The 13818-nt window shown below is 65.9% G+C and carries 14 protein-coding genes; 10 read left to right on the forward strand and 4 right to left on the reverse strand.

The window, feature by feature from the left end; translation table 11 throughout:
• Positions 1-32 precede the first annotated feature (32 nt).
• The 4 genes from E3T31_RS04390 (at position 33) to E3T31_RS04405 (ending at position 3286) form a co-directional block, all read left to right on the forward strand.
• On the forward strand, positions 33-1376 hold the full coding sequence (locus E3T31_RS04390; RefSeq protein ID WP_134467644.1) for a pitrilysin family protein: 1344 nt from the start codon (positions 33-35) through the stop codon (positions 1374-1376).
• A gap of 64 nt (positions 1377-1440) precedes the next feature.
• Positions 1441-2043: a histidine phosphatase family protein gene (locus E3T31_RS04395; protein WP_134467645.1), complete on the forward strand. Its 603-nt coding sequence runs from the start codon at positions 1441-1443 to the stop codon at positions 2041-2043.
• Between the two features lie 44 nt (positions 2044-2087).
• Positions 2088-2849: a 4-hydroxy-tetrahydrodipicolinate reductase gene (gene dapB / locus E3T31_RS04400; protein WP_134467646.1), complete on the forward strand. Its 762-nt coding sequence runs from the start codon at positions 2088-2090 to the stop codon at positions 2847-2849.
• A complete protein-coding gene (locus E3T31_RS04405) occupies positions 2846-3286 on the forward strand; it encodes a hypothetical protein (protein ID WP_134467647.1) in 441 nt (146 codons plus the stop codon). Before dapB ends, E3T31_RS04405 begins: the two co-directional genes overlap by 4 nt.
• An 11-nt stretch (positions 3287-3297) precedes the next feature.
• Here E3T31_RS04405 and E3T31_RS04410 read toward each other — a convergent pair whose 3' ends face one another.
• The 4 genes from E3T31_RS04410 to E3T31_RS04425 all read right to left on the reverse strand — a co-directional run bounded on the left by E3T31_RS04410 (position 3298) and on the right by E3T31_RS04425 (position 5720).
• Positions 3298-4188: a TIGR01777 family oxidoreductase gene (locus E3T31_RS04410; RefSeq protein WP_104132418.1), complete on the reverse strand. Its 891-nt coding sequence runs from the start codon at positions 4186-4188 to the stop codon at positions 3298-3300.
• A gap of 9 nt (positions 4189-4197) precedes the next feature.
• Positions 4198-4629: an OsmC family peroxiredoxin gene (locus tag E3T31_RS04415; protein ID WP_134444431.1), complete on the reverse strand. Its 432-nt coding sequence runs from the start codon at positions 4627-4629 to the stop codon at positions 4198-4200.
• 133 nt (positions 4630-4762) lie between these two features.
• A complete protein-coding gene (locus tag E3T31_RS04420) occupies positions 4763-5266 on the reverse strand; it encodes a DUF4395 domain-containing protein (RefSeq protein WP_134467648.1) in 504 nt (167 codons plus the stop codon).
• Entirely contained in the window at positions 5253-5720 is a 468-nt protein-coding gene (locus tag E3T31_RS04425) for a thioredoxin family protein (RefSeq protein WP_134467649.1), read from the reverse strand. The genes E3T31_RS04420 and E3T31_RS04425 overlap by 14 nt, the downstream gene beginning before the upstream one ends.
• Positions 5721-5885: 165 nt before the next feature.
• Here E3T31_RS04425 and thyX point away from each other — a divergent pair, with 165 nt between their 5' ends.
• The 6 genes from thyX to E3T31_RS04455 all read left to right on the forward strand — a co-directional run bounded on the left by thyX (position 5886) and on the right by E3T31_RS04455 (position 13815).
• Positions 5886-6596, forward strand: coding sequence for an FAD-dependent thymidylate synthase (thyX, locus tag E3T31_RS04430; protein ID WP_134467650.1), 711 nt, complete (start codon positions 5886-5888; stop codon positions 6594-6596).
• 88 nt (positions 6597-6684) lie between these two features.
• Positions 6685-7662, forward strand: a complete 978-nt coding sequence (gene dapA / locus E3T31_RS04435) for a 4-hydroxy-tetrahydrodipicolinate synthase (protein WP_134467651.1) — start codon at positions 6685-6687, stop codon at positions 7660-7662.
• A 176-nt stretch (positions 7663-7838) separates the two neighbouring features.
• Positions 7839-8897 carry an efflux RND transporter periplasmic adaptor subunit gene (locus tag E3T31_RS04440; protein WP_174844844.1) on the forward strand — a complete coding sequence of 353 codons (1059 nt, stop codon included), beginning with the start codon at positions 7839-7841 and terminating at the stop codon, positions 8895-8897.
• Positions 8894-9589: an ABC transporter ATP-binding protein gene (locus E3T31_RS04445; RefSeq protein WP_134467652.1), complete on the forward strand. Its 696-nt coding sequence runs from the start codon at positions 8894-8896 to the stop codon at positions 9587-9589. Before E3T31_RS04440 ends, E3T31_RS04445 begins: the two co-directional genes overlap by 4 nt.
• Positions 9586-10812, forward strand: coding sequence for an ABC transporter permease (locus E3T31_RS04450; protein WP_134467653.1), 1227 nt, complete (start codon positions 9586-9588; stop codon positions 10810-10812). Before E3T31_RS04445 ends, E3T31_RS04450 begins: the two co-directional genes overlap by 4 nt.
• A gap of 99 nt (positions 10813-10911) precedes the next feature.
• On the forward strand, positions 10912-13815 hold the full coding sequence (locus E3T31_RS04455; RefSeq protein ID WP_134467654.1) for a DNA translocase FtsK: 2904 nt from the start codon (positions 10912-10914) through the stop codon (positions 13813-13815).
• Positions 13816-13818: the final 3 nt, after the last annotated feature.

The raw sequence follows: 13818 nt of genomic DNA on the forward strand, positions 1-13818 counted from the left end.
GACCGGAGCGGTCAAGTAAGGTTGTGGGTGATATGAACGGTGCAGTCGACTTTCCCCTAGATCAGGCCGAACTCTCGTTTCGGGCCGCCGGTGATGCCCTCGTGCGGCGGACCGTTCTGCCGAGCGGGGTGCGTATTCTCAGCGAGCAGGTACCAGGTGCCCGCAGTCTCACCATCGGCTATTGGGTTGCCGTCGGGTCGCGCGATGAGCAGCTGGGCCACTTTGGCTCCACCCACTTTCTCGAGCACCTGCTGTTCAAGGGCACGCCCACCCGGTCAGCGCTCGACATTGCCATCTCCTTTGACGCGGTCGGCGGTGAGCACAACGCCATGACCGCCAAGGAGTACACCTGCTACTACGCCAAGGTGCAGGACCGCGACCTCGGCATGGCCATCGACGTGCTCACCGACATGCTGACCTCGTCCAAACTGGATGCTGATGAGTTCGAAACCGAGCGCGGCGTCATTCTCGAAGAACTCGCCATGGCCGATGATGACCCGGCCGATGTCGCCAATGAGCGTTTCTTTGAAGCCGTGCTGGGGCAGCATCCGCTCGGTCGCCCGATCGGCGGCAGCGCCGACGACATTCGCGGTGCCACCAGGTCGGCCGTCTGGGAACACTACCAGGCCAACTATCGGCCGCAGGACCTCGTCGTCACCGTCGCTGGTGCCGTTGACCACGACGTGCTCGTCGCCGCCGTCACCCGCGCCCTCGAACTGGCTGGCTGGGACCTCAGCGTTGCCCAGACCCCGGTCAGTCGCCGTGGTGGTGTTCCCGCCTCCATTACACAGGGGCAGGCGCTCACCATCGTCAAACGGCCACTGGAACAGGCCAATCTGTTGCTCGGAATGCCTGGGCTGCTGGCCACCGACGACCGCCGCGTCACCATGAGTGTGCTCACCTCGATTTTCGGTGGCGGCATGTCGAGCCGGCTGTTCCAGGAGGTGCGCGAGAAGCGCGGCCTGGCCTACTCGGTCTACTCCTTCGCTCCCGGTTACTCCGACGCCGGGCTGTTCGGCATGTACGCCGGGTGCACACCGGCCAAGGCCGGCCAGGTCGCCGAGCTCATGCTCAGCGAACTGCACCGCCTCGCCGATTCCGGCGTGACCACCGACGAGATGAAGCGGGCGTCGGGGCAGCTGAGCGGAGCATCCGCTCTCGCGCTGGAAGACTCGGACACGCGGATGTCCCGGCTGGGTCGTTCCGAGATCACCCTCGGTGAGTTCGCCGATCTCGATGAGGCCCTGCGCCGCCTCGCGCTCGTCACCGCGGCCGACGTGCAGGAGCTCGCCGCCGAGCTCGCGAGCGGGCCCGTGTCGATCTCCGCAGTTGGCGCGCTTGACGATGACGCCTTCGCGGCGATCCTCCCCGGCTGAGCCGGCCGCAAAGCTTCTGCAGTATCCGCACCCGCGGACTCCTTGAACTTCGAAATGGACAATGATGCCCCAGTACATCTACCTGGTACGCCACGGCGAGCAGCAGGATGCCGAACACGGCCTGCATGACGGTCCACTGTCGCCGCGTGGCAAACGTCAGGCATTACTGATCGCCGACCGGCTGAGCGGCGTTCCCTTCACCGGCGCGTGGCATTCACCGCTGCAGCGGGCGGCCGAAACCGCCGAAATCATGGCCGAACGGTTGCCGTCGGTGCAGAGCGAATCGTCTGCGTTGCTGTTCGACTGCATTCCCTCGGGCCGGGCGGCCGAAACACCCAAGGCCTACGACCCCTTCTTCGGCTCGGTCACAGACGACGAAATCGCTGCCGGACGCGCCCAGATGGAAGACGCGGTCGCCGAATTTCTGCAGCCACGTCGCAGCCAGCGGCACGACCTGCTGATCACCCACAATTTCGTGATCGCCTGGTTTGTGCGTGAGGTGCTCGGAGCTCCCGACTGGCGCTGGGTCGGCATCAACCAGGCCAATTGCGGATTGACCGTGCTGCAGCAGAAACCCGGCCGTCCGTGGACGCTGGTCACCCACAACGATCTCGGTCACCTACCGGTCGAGCTGCGCACCGGACTGCCCGAACCGCTGATGTTCTAATCGACCGGGCGTTGCTGACAGAGATCAATTGGTAGATTGGTTCCATGACAACACGGGTGGCCATTATCGGCGCAACGGGCAAGATGGGCCGCCTGGTCTCCGACCTTATCGACCGAACCGAGGGCTACGAGGTCGTCGCCCGGCTTGATTCCCGCAGCGAGCTGCGCGAGATGCTCGGCGCCGAGATCGCCGTTGACCTGACCCGTCCCGACGTCAGCCGCACCGTCGTCGACTTCGCCACCGAGCACGGTCTGCGGGTGCTCGTGGGCACTTCGGGCTGGAGTCAGGAGGGCATCGACGCACTCGGCCGCCGCCTCGAGGGCCGCGACGATACCGGCGTCATCATCATTCCCAACTTCTCGATCGGGTCGGTGCTCGCCACGGCGTTCTCCGCCCTGGCCGCCCGATTCTACGACTCCATCGAGATCGTCGAAGCGCACCAGCCCGGCAAGGTCGATTCGCCGTCGGGCACCGCTGTGCGCACCGCCGAACTGATCGGTCGTGCCCGCGCCGAACTGGGCCCGGTGTCTGCTCCGCACACCGACCAGCGGGCCCGCGGGCAGCAGGTCTCGAGTGTGCCCGTGCACAGCCTGCGCCTGGCCGGACTGCTCGCCCGGCAGGACGTGATTCTGGGCGGGACCGGTGAAACGCTCACGATCAGCCACAACACCCTGTCGCCGAGCGCCTACGAGAGCGGCATCCTGCTGGCCCTCGCCGCGACACGCACCGCCACCGGGGTGACGGTGGGCCTGGACCAGATCGTCGACCTTGGATTCGGTTCGGACACCGCGGGAGCAGCCACATGAAGGGCAAAATCGCCGTCATCGTCATGGCGGTACTCCTGGTTTTCTACCTACTGCTTGCCGGAGTGCGCGCCATTGCGTTCATCCAGAGTGGGGAACCGGTCGGGATAGCGATCGGCGTGGCGCTGTTCGTCTTGCCGCTGATCGGATTCTGGGCGCTCGCGCGGGAGGTTACCTTCGGCATCCGCTCGGAGCGGCTGGTGCGTCAGCTCGACGAACTCGGGGGGCTTCCGTCGAACGACCTGCCGGTGCGTCCGAGCGGTCGTCCCTATCGGGACGCTGCTGACGCTCAGTTTCCGGCGGCCCAGGCCGAGGTTGAGGCGGAACCCGAGAATTGGCAGTCCTGGTTACGTCTCGGCCTGGCCTACGACGCCTCCGGCGACCGCAAACGTGCGCGCGGCGCGATCCGCACGGCGATCACGCTCGAGCGCACGCGCTAGAGCCAGCGCCGCTACGGCTGGCGCAGCATCCAGGCGATCGCGGTGGCCGGCGTACGCTGAGCGAACTCGAATCCGTCGTCGAGCAGCTTCTGGGGGCTCACCTGCTGGTCGGCGAGCAGCAGTTGGCGGGCGGCATCCTGCAACAGGAAGGTCAATATCGGTTTCGGTACCGGCAGCCGGAACGGCCGGTGCAGCGCTGCGGCGAGTGTGCTGATGATGTCGTTGGCCGTCGCGGGGGTCGGCCCGACCAGGTTCACCGGGCCGGACAGCGTCGAGGTCAACAGGTGCACGATCGCCGCGGCCTCGTCGTGCAGGCTGATCCAGGCCCAATGCTGCATTCCGCTGCCGAGCGGCCCGGCCAGGCCTAGTTTGGCCAGCGGCAGCACGGGTTTGAGCGCCCCGCCCTTGGCCAAAACCAGACCGGTCCGCAGGGTGACGACGCGGGTCGATTCGGGTGCGAGTTGCGCCTCGGCTTCCCAGCGCGTGACCACCTCGGCGAGAAAATCGGTGCCGACAGCGGATGCCTCGCTCAGCACTTCCCCCGGCCGATTCCCATAGATCCCCACCGCAGAGCCGTTCAGCAGAACGGTCGGCGGGTTCGTTGACCGACGCAGCGCGTCGGTCAACGTGCGCGTGGCGTGCAGGCGGGATTGCAGGATTTCCTGGCGGTACCCGCTTGTCCACGGCAGCCGCGCCAGCGACGCCCCGGACAGGTTGACGACGGCGTCGATGTCGTCGAGCACGCTCGGATCCAAAACCAACGTGGCCGGGTCCCAACGAATCTCGTTGGGACCGAGGGCCTCGCGTCGTACCAGCCGCACCGGGGTGTGGCCGGCAGTTTCGACCTGGCGGCTGAGCTCCCTGCCGATGAGACCGGATGCGCCGGCAATCAGAACGCGCATGGCCTGGGCCTAGGCCAGCTCTGCTTCAATGGTGATCGGAATGCCGGCGAGCGCCTTCGAGATCGGGCAGTTCTCCTTGGCGTCCTGTGCAAACGTTTCGAACTCGGCCTCGGTCAGACCGGGAATCTTCGCGCTGACCAGCAGGTGGCTGCCGATGACGCCGGTTCCGGCCGCAAAGGTGACGGCGGCGGTGGTCTGGATACTCTCGGGGGTATGACCAGCCGAGCCGAGGGCGTTGGCGAGGGCCATGGAGAAGCACGCTGCGTGAGCGGCGCCGAGCAATTCCTCGGGGTTGGTGGTGTTCGATACCCCTTCGGCGCGAGCCTTCCAGTTCACCGAGAATTCCGCGGTATGTGAGGAATCGAGCGTGACGGTTCCGGAACCGGTCGGAAGATCACCGGTCCAGACGGTGGTTGCTTCACTCGTGAGTGTCGTGGGCATGGTGTTACCTCCAGGTGGTTGAATTCCACCCTATCCGTCAGACCTGCCCGGCGAACCTGTCCCGTCTGGGAACTTCCTGAGAGCCAGCCCGACACGAACCCGGCCCAGTTTCCCGGCTGGGCCCGGAACACCTTCAGGCGCCTCGAACCCGTGCACCCCGGTTCAGCAAGCCGAATCGGACGAGCAGCAAGTAGATCTGGCAGCCGAGGCAGTAATCGAACACAGCGTTGAGAAAAGCCGCGACGAAGGCTGCCGCCGCGGCGATGCCGACCGCGCCGGGCACTCCGGCCAGCCCGAGAGCCACGCCGACGAGGGTGACCGCGAGGCCGACGCCCTGGGCAAAGGTCGGTGGAGCGGCATCCTCGAGTTCGGCCGGGGGAGCAAGGCGGGGTCGTACGAATTTCTTGAACAGCACGCCATAGGGATGCCGTCCGGCTCCGGCCGCAGCGCCCCACGCGAATAGTCCGGTCAGCACGGACAGCAGGATCAACGCGGCAACGGATGCCCCGGTCAGCGACAAAAAAACCACGGCGAGCAGCGACACGGCGGTGATCGCCGCACCGAACCTGGGCCCGCGCGGATCGAGCCTGGGGCGCGCCCTGGGTGGCGTCGTGATCGGCGAATCAGCCGTTGACATAGGAACTCCAAAGGGTTGTGGACCGACCCGAACCGGGCTCGAAATTGTCCAGGGCAGCGGCGATGGCCGCGCGGTTCGGCGCGCCACCCACTCGTGCGCGCACCCGTCCGGCTCCATCGAGAATCAGGGTCGTCGGTGTTTGCAAAATGGAGTACCGGTTCGCTAAATCCGCGCGATGGGTCAGGTCCACGTCGACGTGCACGACGCCGGGGCGGGAATCCGCCACGGCACCAAGTAGTCGGCGGGTGCCCGGGCAGCGGGCGCACAACTCGGTCGAAAACTGCAACAGGGTCGCCGCAGCGCCGAACGGGGTCGCAGCCGCGACATCCGTTTGCCTGATGATCTGGCCGGAAATCTGGGTGACGCGACCCTGTCTGGCCCGCCAGAACAGGCCGAGCACGGTCGTGCCGGCCAGCAATGCCAACAGCAGGCCGATAGCTTCGAGGGGATTCATGCTTGCAACGCTACGCGGGCCTACTGTGAATCTCGCACTGTGACCATAGATTACGCCGGCTCACGGTGTGGCCCGGCCCCTACCTGCGGTGGATGCGACTAACCTGATCCAGTGTCTGATACCGCCGAACAAGAGCCCCGCCCTGAAATCGAATTTAGATCGGAAATGAACGTCGAACTCGTGCGCGCGAGTGCCCACGACTCCGATGTGCTGTTTGCCGCCCGGGTGTCGACCCTGGGGGAGCAGACCCTGGAACAGAGTCAGCTCGAGGGGTCCGAGAGCGAGGCCGACGAGAAACGCGACCGCGGCCTGATCAATTACCTCATGCGCGACCGCCACGGCTCGCCGTTCGAACACAACTCGATGACGTTTTACGTGCGCGCGCCCATCTTCGTGTTCCGCGAGTTCATGCGGCACCGCATTGCCTCCTACAACGAAGAATCGGGCCGCTACCGGGAGCTCAACCCGGTGTTCTACGTACCCTCCAACGAGCGCAACCTCGTACAATTCGGCAAGGCCGGCGCCTATGACTTTCTGCCCGGAACCGCCGAGCAGACCGCGTTGGTGCAGCAGCAGACCCGTGCCGCCGCGATTCACGCCTACGAGGCCTACCAGCGGATGCTCCAAGCCGGCGTTGCGCGCGAGGTCGCCCGCATCGTGCTGCCGCTGAACATCTACTCCTCGATGTACGTCACACTCAACGCTCGTTCGCTGATGAACTTTCTCAGCCTGCGCACCAAGCGGGAGGGGAGTCAGTTCCCGTCCTTCCCGCAGCGTGAGATCGAGATGTGTGCCGAGCAGATGGAGACGCACTTCGAGAAACTGATGCCGCTGACCCATGCATCCTTCAATAAGAACGGTCGCGTTTCGCCGTAACAGAATTTCGTTGAGAAGTGCCCGGTTCACACGGGCACTTTTTGGGCTCTCGCCGGGCGGGGGGCGTGGAGACGATAGCCTGTAGCTCGTGTCTACCTCTACGAATCCCTTTGGCCAGGTGCTGGTCGCACTGGTCACCCCGTTTACCTTTGATGGCGAAGTGGACTGGGCCGGGGTGGAGAAGCACATCGACGACGTCATCAACGCCGGGGCCGATGGCATCGTCGTCACGGGCACGACCGGTGAGACCAGCACGCTGACCGACCCGGAGAAGATCCGCCTGGTCGAGGTCGGCAAGTCGGTCGCCAACGGCCGCGCCAAGATCATCACCGGCGGTGGCTCAAATGAGACCGCGCACGCCATGCAGCTGGCCCGGCAGAGTGAAAAAGCCGGTGCGGACGGCAATATGATCGTCACGCCGTACTACAACAAGCCGACCCAGGCCGGTATCCTCACCCACTTCCGCATGATCGCGGATGCCACCGACCTTCCGGTCATTCTGTACGACATTCCGGGGCGCACCGGCGTCGCGATCGCCTACGAGACCATCCTGCGCGCGGCCAAGCACCCCAATATTCTGGCTATCAAAGATGCCAAGGGCGACTTCGCCCAGGTCAGCCGGGTGCTCAACCAGACCGACCTGATGTACTTCTCCGGCGACGACCCCAACGTGCTCGCCCACTTGTCGATCGGCGCGACCGGCCTGATCGGCGTGACCGGCAATATCACGGCCACCCCGTACCGGCACATGGTCGACGCGGTCAACCGTGGCGACCTCAAGGTCGCGACCGCCGCCCATCAGCAGCTCGAACCACTCGTGCGCGCCGTGATGACACACGTTCCCGGCACAGTTGCGGTGAAGTACATTTTGCACGGCCTCGGGCGCATCGGCAGCCCGCGGGTGCGCCTGCCCCTGGTCGGCCCGGAGGACTCCGAAGCCGCTCAGATCGAGGACGAACTCTCGCTCGTGCAGGACATCCCCGGCGTGGACTTCTCTAACTTCCGTCCGGACCGCAACGCTGCGGCCGGCGGATCGCTCCCCAAGGTCGCCGGCACCACCCGCTAAAGCGTTGATCGTGCTCGCGGCACTCGTTGGCGTTCGCGGCACCCGTCCGTAGGGTGCCGCGAACTGCAACAGGTGCCGCGAGCCCGGCAAACCCAGCGAGCGACGTACCTTGCCACAAAACGCTAGGATCAGCCCATCGAGCACGACCACGTCGGTCGGTGCGCGTTGGGAGTGTCGTGAACATTGCACGCAAATGGGTCTTTCCCATCCTTCGTCTGATCGTCATAGCGGCCATCGCCGTGGCCCTCGTGAAGCTCGCCTTCTATCCAGACGCCGCCGCCGACAGCAACCCGGCCGAGCCGACCGGCGTCATCGTCGAACCCCAGATTCCGGTGGCCCTCGGCACGATCAGCAACGATGTCACCCTGCCGGGCACGGTCAGCGCCGACCCGGCCGTAGCCATCAAAGCGACCGCCGTCGGAACGGTCGACGAGATCTTCATCGCGGCCGGACAATCCGTGAACAAAGACGACAAGATCTACGACATCCGGGTTGAGACGATCAAAGACCCGGTCGAAACAACGGATGCCGACGGCAACGTGACCATCACCCAGCCGAAACCAGTGGTCACCTTCGCCAAGGTATTCGCGCCGATCACCGGAATTCTCAGTTCGCTTACCGTGATCCCCGGTCAGAGCGTGGCCGTCGGCGACGCCACGGGGCAGGTTGCACCGCCCACCTTCTCGGTGAGCGGCGCACTCAGCCCCGAGCAGCAGTATCGGCTGCTGAGCAAGCCGACCGAAGCATCCGTTGCGATCACGAAGGGGCCGGCACCGTTCACCTGTACCGGCCTGACCATCACCACCCCGCTGGCCGGGGAATCGGCCGGTGGCGATGGGGGTGTCGGTGGCGAAGCAGGAATGGGCGGCACCACCGTCAGCTGCGCCATCCCGGCCGAGGTGACCGTGTTCGCCGGCCTCGCCGCGCAGATCACCATCGCCGCCGGCCTGGCGGAAAACGTGTTGGTCGTGCCGACCACCGCCGTCGAGGGCTCGGCCGAAACCGGCGTCGTCTGGTTCGTACTGGCCGACGGCGGCACCGAGGAACGCCCGGTCACGCTCGGCATGACCGACGGCGTCAACGTACAGGTGATCGACGGGCTGATCGAGGGCGACCTGATCAACCAGTTCGTTCCCGGCGCCGTTGCCGGAGGCGGATCGGGGTGCGAGCTGCAGCCGGACGGCAGCGAGGTCTGCTTCGGCCCGAGCATCTCCAGCTTCGGGATCTCAAAATGACCCTGCTGCATCTTGAGGGCGTCACCCGCACCGTGCAGCTCATCGATGCGCCGCCGCTGACGATTCTCTCCGGCATCGACCTCGATGTCGATATCGGCGACCGCGTCTCGATCGTGGGCCGTTCGGGCTCGGGCAAAACCACCCTGCTCAACCTGCTGGGGCTGCTCGACAGCCCCACGAGCGGCACCATGCTGTTCGAAGACCGCCCCGTGCAGTCGCTGTCCTCCGGCGCGCGGGATCGGTTGCGCGGCCGAGAGGTCGGCTTCATCTTTCAACAGTTCAACCTGCTGCAGGGGCGCACCGCCCTCGAAAACGTCATGACTCCGCTGCTCTACGCGGAGGGCCGCCAGTTCTGGCAGCGCACCCGAATCGCCACCGAGATGCTCGAACGCGTCGGGCTCGGCGACCGGCTGGCTTCACTGCCCGACAAGTTGAGTGGCGGTGAGCAGCAGCGGGTGGCGATCGCTCGCTCGCTCGTGCGCGGCCCGCGGCTGATTCTCGCCGACGAACCCACCGGCGCTCTCGACCTCGAGACCGGCGAAACGGTGATGGACCTGATCGACGAGGTCGCCACCGAATCCGGCGCAGCCCTCGTCACCATCACGCACGATCCCGCCATCGCCGCCCGAGCCAGCCGGCACCTGCGCCTCGACCACGGCGTGCTGCAGGCCACCAGCACGGTGCCGGCATGAAGCGCGCCGTCAGCAATCTGGTAGGCGCGGTGATCGAGGCCTGGCAGGAGGTGCGCATCCACAAGACCCGCGTCATGCTGTCGTTGATCGGCGTCGCCGTCGCCGTCTGCGCCATCACCACCGTGGTCGGGCTCGGCGCCGTTGCCCAGCAAGCGACCGTTGAACAGAGCGAACGCTCCGGCGGCCGCGCGGCGAGTCTGTTTCTCTCTGCGTCCATGAACGACGGCACGACCCCGCCGGGAATGCCCGAAATCTGGCGGACTGCCCTCGAACGCTACCAAATCGACTACGCCAGCCGGGTCGTGAACGCCAGCCAGACCGTGCAATTCGCCGACGGAGCCGTACCGGTGCAGACCCTCGGCATCGACCCGCCCTACGGCACCATGCACCGCATCACCCTCGAGGAAGGTGCCTGGTTCACCGAGGCCGATACGGCCCGGCTTGCACCGGCCCTGCTCGTCAACTCCATCTTTTATGACCGTCTCGGTCGGCCGGATCTGCGCACGCACCCGACCACGACCCTGGTCGGCGAACGTACCACCACGGCCGTCGTGACCGGCGTCTATGCGGCTTTGTCGTATGAGACCGAGCCGGCCATGTACATGCTCGCCGACGCCCTAACCGCTATCAGTCCGGTCGTCGCCGACCTGAACGTGCAATTCGGACCGCCGTCCTATGAGCTTTGGGTACCCGTTGACGTCTCCGAGCCACTGATCACCGCGCTGCAACGCGACGTACAGGGCGCGCTCGGCGCCGACGCCTTCGTGCAGGTGAACCGGCAGGACTTCGCGGCCTTCCAGGACGGCGACCCCTACCTCTCGCTCAAACTCACCGTCGGCGCGATCGCCGGGCTGGTGTTGCTGCTCGGCGCGCTCGGCCTGGTCAATATCGCCCTGGTCACCCTCAAGCAGCGCATCCGGGAGATCGGCATCCGGCGCAGCTTCGGCGCCACGGCCGGGCGGGTGTTCTTCGCCGTGATGATGGAAAGCGTCGTCGCCACCGTCGTCGCCGGAATCGTCGGCGTGATCGGAGCCGTCCTCATCGTCAAGAGTCCTTTCGTCGGGGATTTCATCAGCCAGGGCCAGGTCACCGACTTCCCGCCGTTCCCGGTTGAGGCAGCCATCCTTGGCCTGGTCTGCGCCACCGTCGTCGGCGCCCTCGCCGGGCTGATCCCCGCGCTCGTCGCGGTGCGCGTCAAGGTGATCGACGCCATCCGCTATTAGCCGCAAAACGGATGCCGCGGCCACGCTTTGGCGGACCAGTCACGCGGGCCGTAGGCGTGGGGCCGAGGGAATGTCACCGGTGCTTGGTAGCGTTATTTCATGGCTACGAGCACTAAGTCGACCGGGCGTGCCCGCACCCCCGCAGCGAAGGGCGCTCCGGCGCGCAAACCCGCAACGCGGGGAGCCGGCGGCACGGCCGCGCAGAAGACGGTCAAGTTCACCGCCGTCGAGGTGAAACCAAGCCTCGGAGCCCGCGCCTGGATGGGCCTGGCCCACCTGACCGGCGGCGCAGCGCGTGCCCTCGGCCCCGAAAAACTCTCCAAAGACGAACGCCGTGACGGTCTGCCGTTCTTTCTCGTTCTGCTCGCCATCTCCGGCGCCATCGTCGAATGGTTCCTGATCAATAACGTCGTCGCTCAGCAGTTCGACGCCTACACCTTCGGCGGATTGTTCGGCCGGGTCGCTTTCGCCCTCCCGGTCATCCTTCTGCTGTTCTCCGTCTGGCTGTTTCGCAAACCGAGTTCGGTGCACGACAACGGTCGCATCGGCATCGGGCTGAGCCTGCTGCTCGTCACCATCTCCGGGCTCTGCCATATCTTCGGCGTGCAACCCGAGCCGCAAGACGGCATGCCGGCCCTCGCCCTGGCCGGCGGCGTGATCGGCTGGATGATTGCCGCCCCGCTGATCCTGCTCAGCACCTCGATCGGTGCCACCATCGTCGTCATCCTGTTGTTGCTGCTGAGCCTGTTCATCATCACCAAGACGCCGCCGAATCGCATCGGTCAGCGCTCCCGCGAGCTCTACGACTGGCTGTTCGGCGCGCAACTGACCGACGACGAAGAAGAACGCGCGGCCGCCAGCAAGGTCGCCAAATCGGGCAAGACCGTTCAGGTCGAACTCGACGGCGTCGACGAAGACGGCCCGGAGGGCGCGCTGCCCTGGTGGCGCCGCAACAACAGCAAGCGGGAGGAAGACCCCGACTTCGGCAGTGCACTCTCGACCGAAAAACGAGGTGCCGACGCCAAGGCGGCGGACACCGCCGACCCGATGAGCGTGCTGCTCGGCGGCAACCAGTCCCGCGGCGGTTTTGACAGCGCGATCGAACCCGAAGTCACCGACCACACCGCCCCGCCGGAACGCGACCATTACGGCACCGAGGTGCTCGAAGACCTGCGCAAGGCCGAGCTCGCCGTCAAACGGTTCACCGGAGAGGTCGACCTCGGCGCGGGTCCGTCCACCGGCCTGCACTCTGACGACCCGGCCGGCCACACCGAGGTCCTTCCCGGCTTCGACGACGTCTTCCCCGAACTGAGTCAGGCAGTGGATGCCGACGGCGCGACTCTGCCGCCTCTCGCCTCCACAGATCCCCACCCGGCCATTCCGTATCTCGTGCCGGCAGCATCCACTCTCACCGCGGGCCCGCCGGCCAAGGCCCGCTCGGCCGCCAACGATGACGTGGTCAAGTCGATCACCGAAGTATTGCGTCAGTTCCAGGTCGACGCGAAGGTCACCGGGTTCTCGCGTGGCCCCACGGTCACCCAGTACGAGATCGAACTTGGCCCGGGCGTCAAGGTCGAGCGGGTGACCGCCCTGAGCAAGAACCTCTCCTACGCGGTCGCCTCGAACGAGGTGCGCATTCTCTCGCCGATTCCCGGCAAGAGCGCCATCGGCATCGAGATTCCGAACACCGACCGTGAAATTGTCACCCTCGGCGACGTGCTGCGCTCGAGTACCGCCACCAACGCCACGCACCCGATGACCATCGGCGTCGGTAAAGACGTCGGCGGTGGCTTCGTCATCGCCAACCTCGCGAAAATGCCCCACCTGCTCGTGGCCGGTTCCACCGGTTCGGGAAAGTCGAGCTTCGTCAACTCCATGATCACAAGTCTGCTGATGCGGGCCAAGCCGAGCGACGTGCGCATGGTGCTGATCGACCCGAAACGCGTCGAGCTCGCCGCCTACGCCGGCGTGCCACACCTGATCACGCCCATCATCACGAACCCGAAGAAAGCGGCCGAAGCGCTGCAGTGGGTCGTGAAAGAGATGGACATGCGTTACGACGACCTCGCCAGCTTTGGCTTTCGCCACATCGACGACTTCAACAAGGCCGTCATTAACGAGGAGATCGTGCTGCCGGTCGGCAGTGAACGCAAGCTCAAGCCGTACCCGTACCTGCTGGTCGTCGTCGATGAGCTGGCCGACCTCATGATGGTCGCCCCGCGCGACGTCGAAGACTCGATCGTGCGTATCACCCAGCTCGCCCGCGCCTCCGGTATCCACCTCGTGCTCGCCACGCAGCGTCCAAGCGTCGACGTCGTCACCGGGCTGATCAAGGCCAACGTGCCCTCCCGGCTCGCCTTCGCCGTGACGAGCGTCACCGACTCCCGGGTCATCCTCGACCAGCCGGGCGCCGATAAGCTCATCGGTCAGGGGGACGCGCTGTTCCTGCCAATGGGCGCGTCCAAGGCCGTGCGCGTGCAGGGCGCCTGGGTCACTGAAGACGAGATCGAGAAGGTCGTCAAGCATGTCACCATGCAGGCCCGCCCCGACTATCGGCCCGACGTTTCCATGGTCGCCCCGCGCAAGGAAATCGACTCCGACATTGGCGATGACCTCGAGGTGCTGCTTGCCGCGGCGGAACTCGTCGTGTCCACCCAGTTTGGGTCCACGTCCATGCTGCAGCGCAAACTGCGGGTCGGCTTCGCCAAGGCCGGCCGCCTGATGGACCTGCTCGAGTCCCGCGAAATCGTCGGCCCCTCCGAGGGCTCCAAGGCCCGCGACGTGCTCGTCAACGCCGAACAGTTGCCGAGCGTGCTCGCCCGCCTGCGCGGCTCCGACGACGAACAGCACGCCCTCAAGGCTCAATCCGACGATTCCCGTGCAGCCGCGGCACCCGACCCGCGCTACGCTGACGACCCGGTGGAGAAAATGTCGCAGGGGTATCCTGAGGTGGACGGCGCCTTGGACGACGAGGATGCCTGGAAACTCACGGGCAGGGACTGAACC

The sequence above is a fragment of the Cryobacterium sp. TMS1-13-1 genome (assembly GCF_004403125.1).
In the GTDB taxonomy this organism is placed as follows: Bacteria; Actinomycetota; Actinomycetes; order Actinomycetales; family Microbacteriaceae; genus Cryobacterium; species Cryobacterium levicorallinum.

Bases quoted from the DNA above. Each gene is read 5' to 3' on its own strand.
- E3T31_RS04405 (WP_134467647.1), top strand. From the start codon at position 2,846: ATGAAGGGCAAAATCGCCGTCATCGTCATGGCGGTACTCCTGGTTTTC.
- thyX (WP_134467650.1), top strand. From the start codon at position 5,886: ATGAACGTCGAACTCGTGCGCGCGAGTGCCCACGACTCCGATGTGCTG.
- dapB (WP_134467646.1), top strand. From the start codon at position 2,088: ATGACAACACGGGTGGCCATTATCGGCGCAACGGGCAAGATGGGCCGC.
- E3T31_RS04450 (WP_134467653.1), top strand. From the start codon at position 9,586: ATGAAGCGCGCCGTCAGCAATCTGGTAGGCGCGGTGATCGAGGCCTGG.
- E3T31_RS04410 (WP_104132418.1), bottom strand. From the start codon at position 4,188: ATGCGCGTTCTGATTGCCGGCGCATCCGGTCTCATCGGCAGGGAGCTC.
- E3T31_RS04415 (WP_134444431.1), bottom strand. From the start codon at position 4,629: ATGCCCACGACACTCACGAGTGAAGCAACCACCGTCTGGACCGGTGAT.
- E3T31_RS04420 (WP_134467648.1), bottom strand. From the start codon at position 5,266: ATGTCAACGGCTGATTCGCCGATCACGACGCCACCCAGGGCGCGCCCC.
- E3T31_RS04390 (WP_134467644.1), top strand. From the start codon at position 33: ATGAACGGTGCAGTCGACTTTCCCCTAGATCAGGCCGAACTCTCGTTT.
- E3T31_RS04455 (WP_134467654.1), top strand. From the start codon at position 10,912: ATGGCTACGAGCACTAAGTCGACCGGGCGTGCCCGCACCCCCGCAGCG.
- E3T31_RS04425 (WP_134467649.1), bottom strand. From the start codon at position 5,720: ATGAATCCCCTCGAAGCTATCGGCCTGCTGTTGGCATTGCTGGCCGGC.
- E3T31_RS04445 (WP_134467652.1), top strand. From the start codon at position 8,894: ATGACCCTGCTGCATCTTGAGGGCGTCACCCGCACCGTGCAGCTCATC.
- E3T31_RS04395 (WP_134467645.1), top strand. From the start codon at position 1,441: ATGCCCCAGTACATCTACCTGGTACGCCACGGCGAGCAGCAGGATGCC.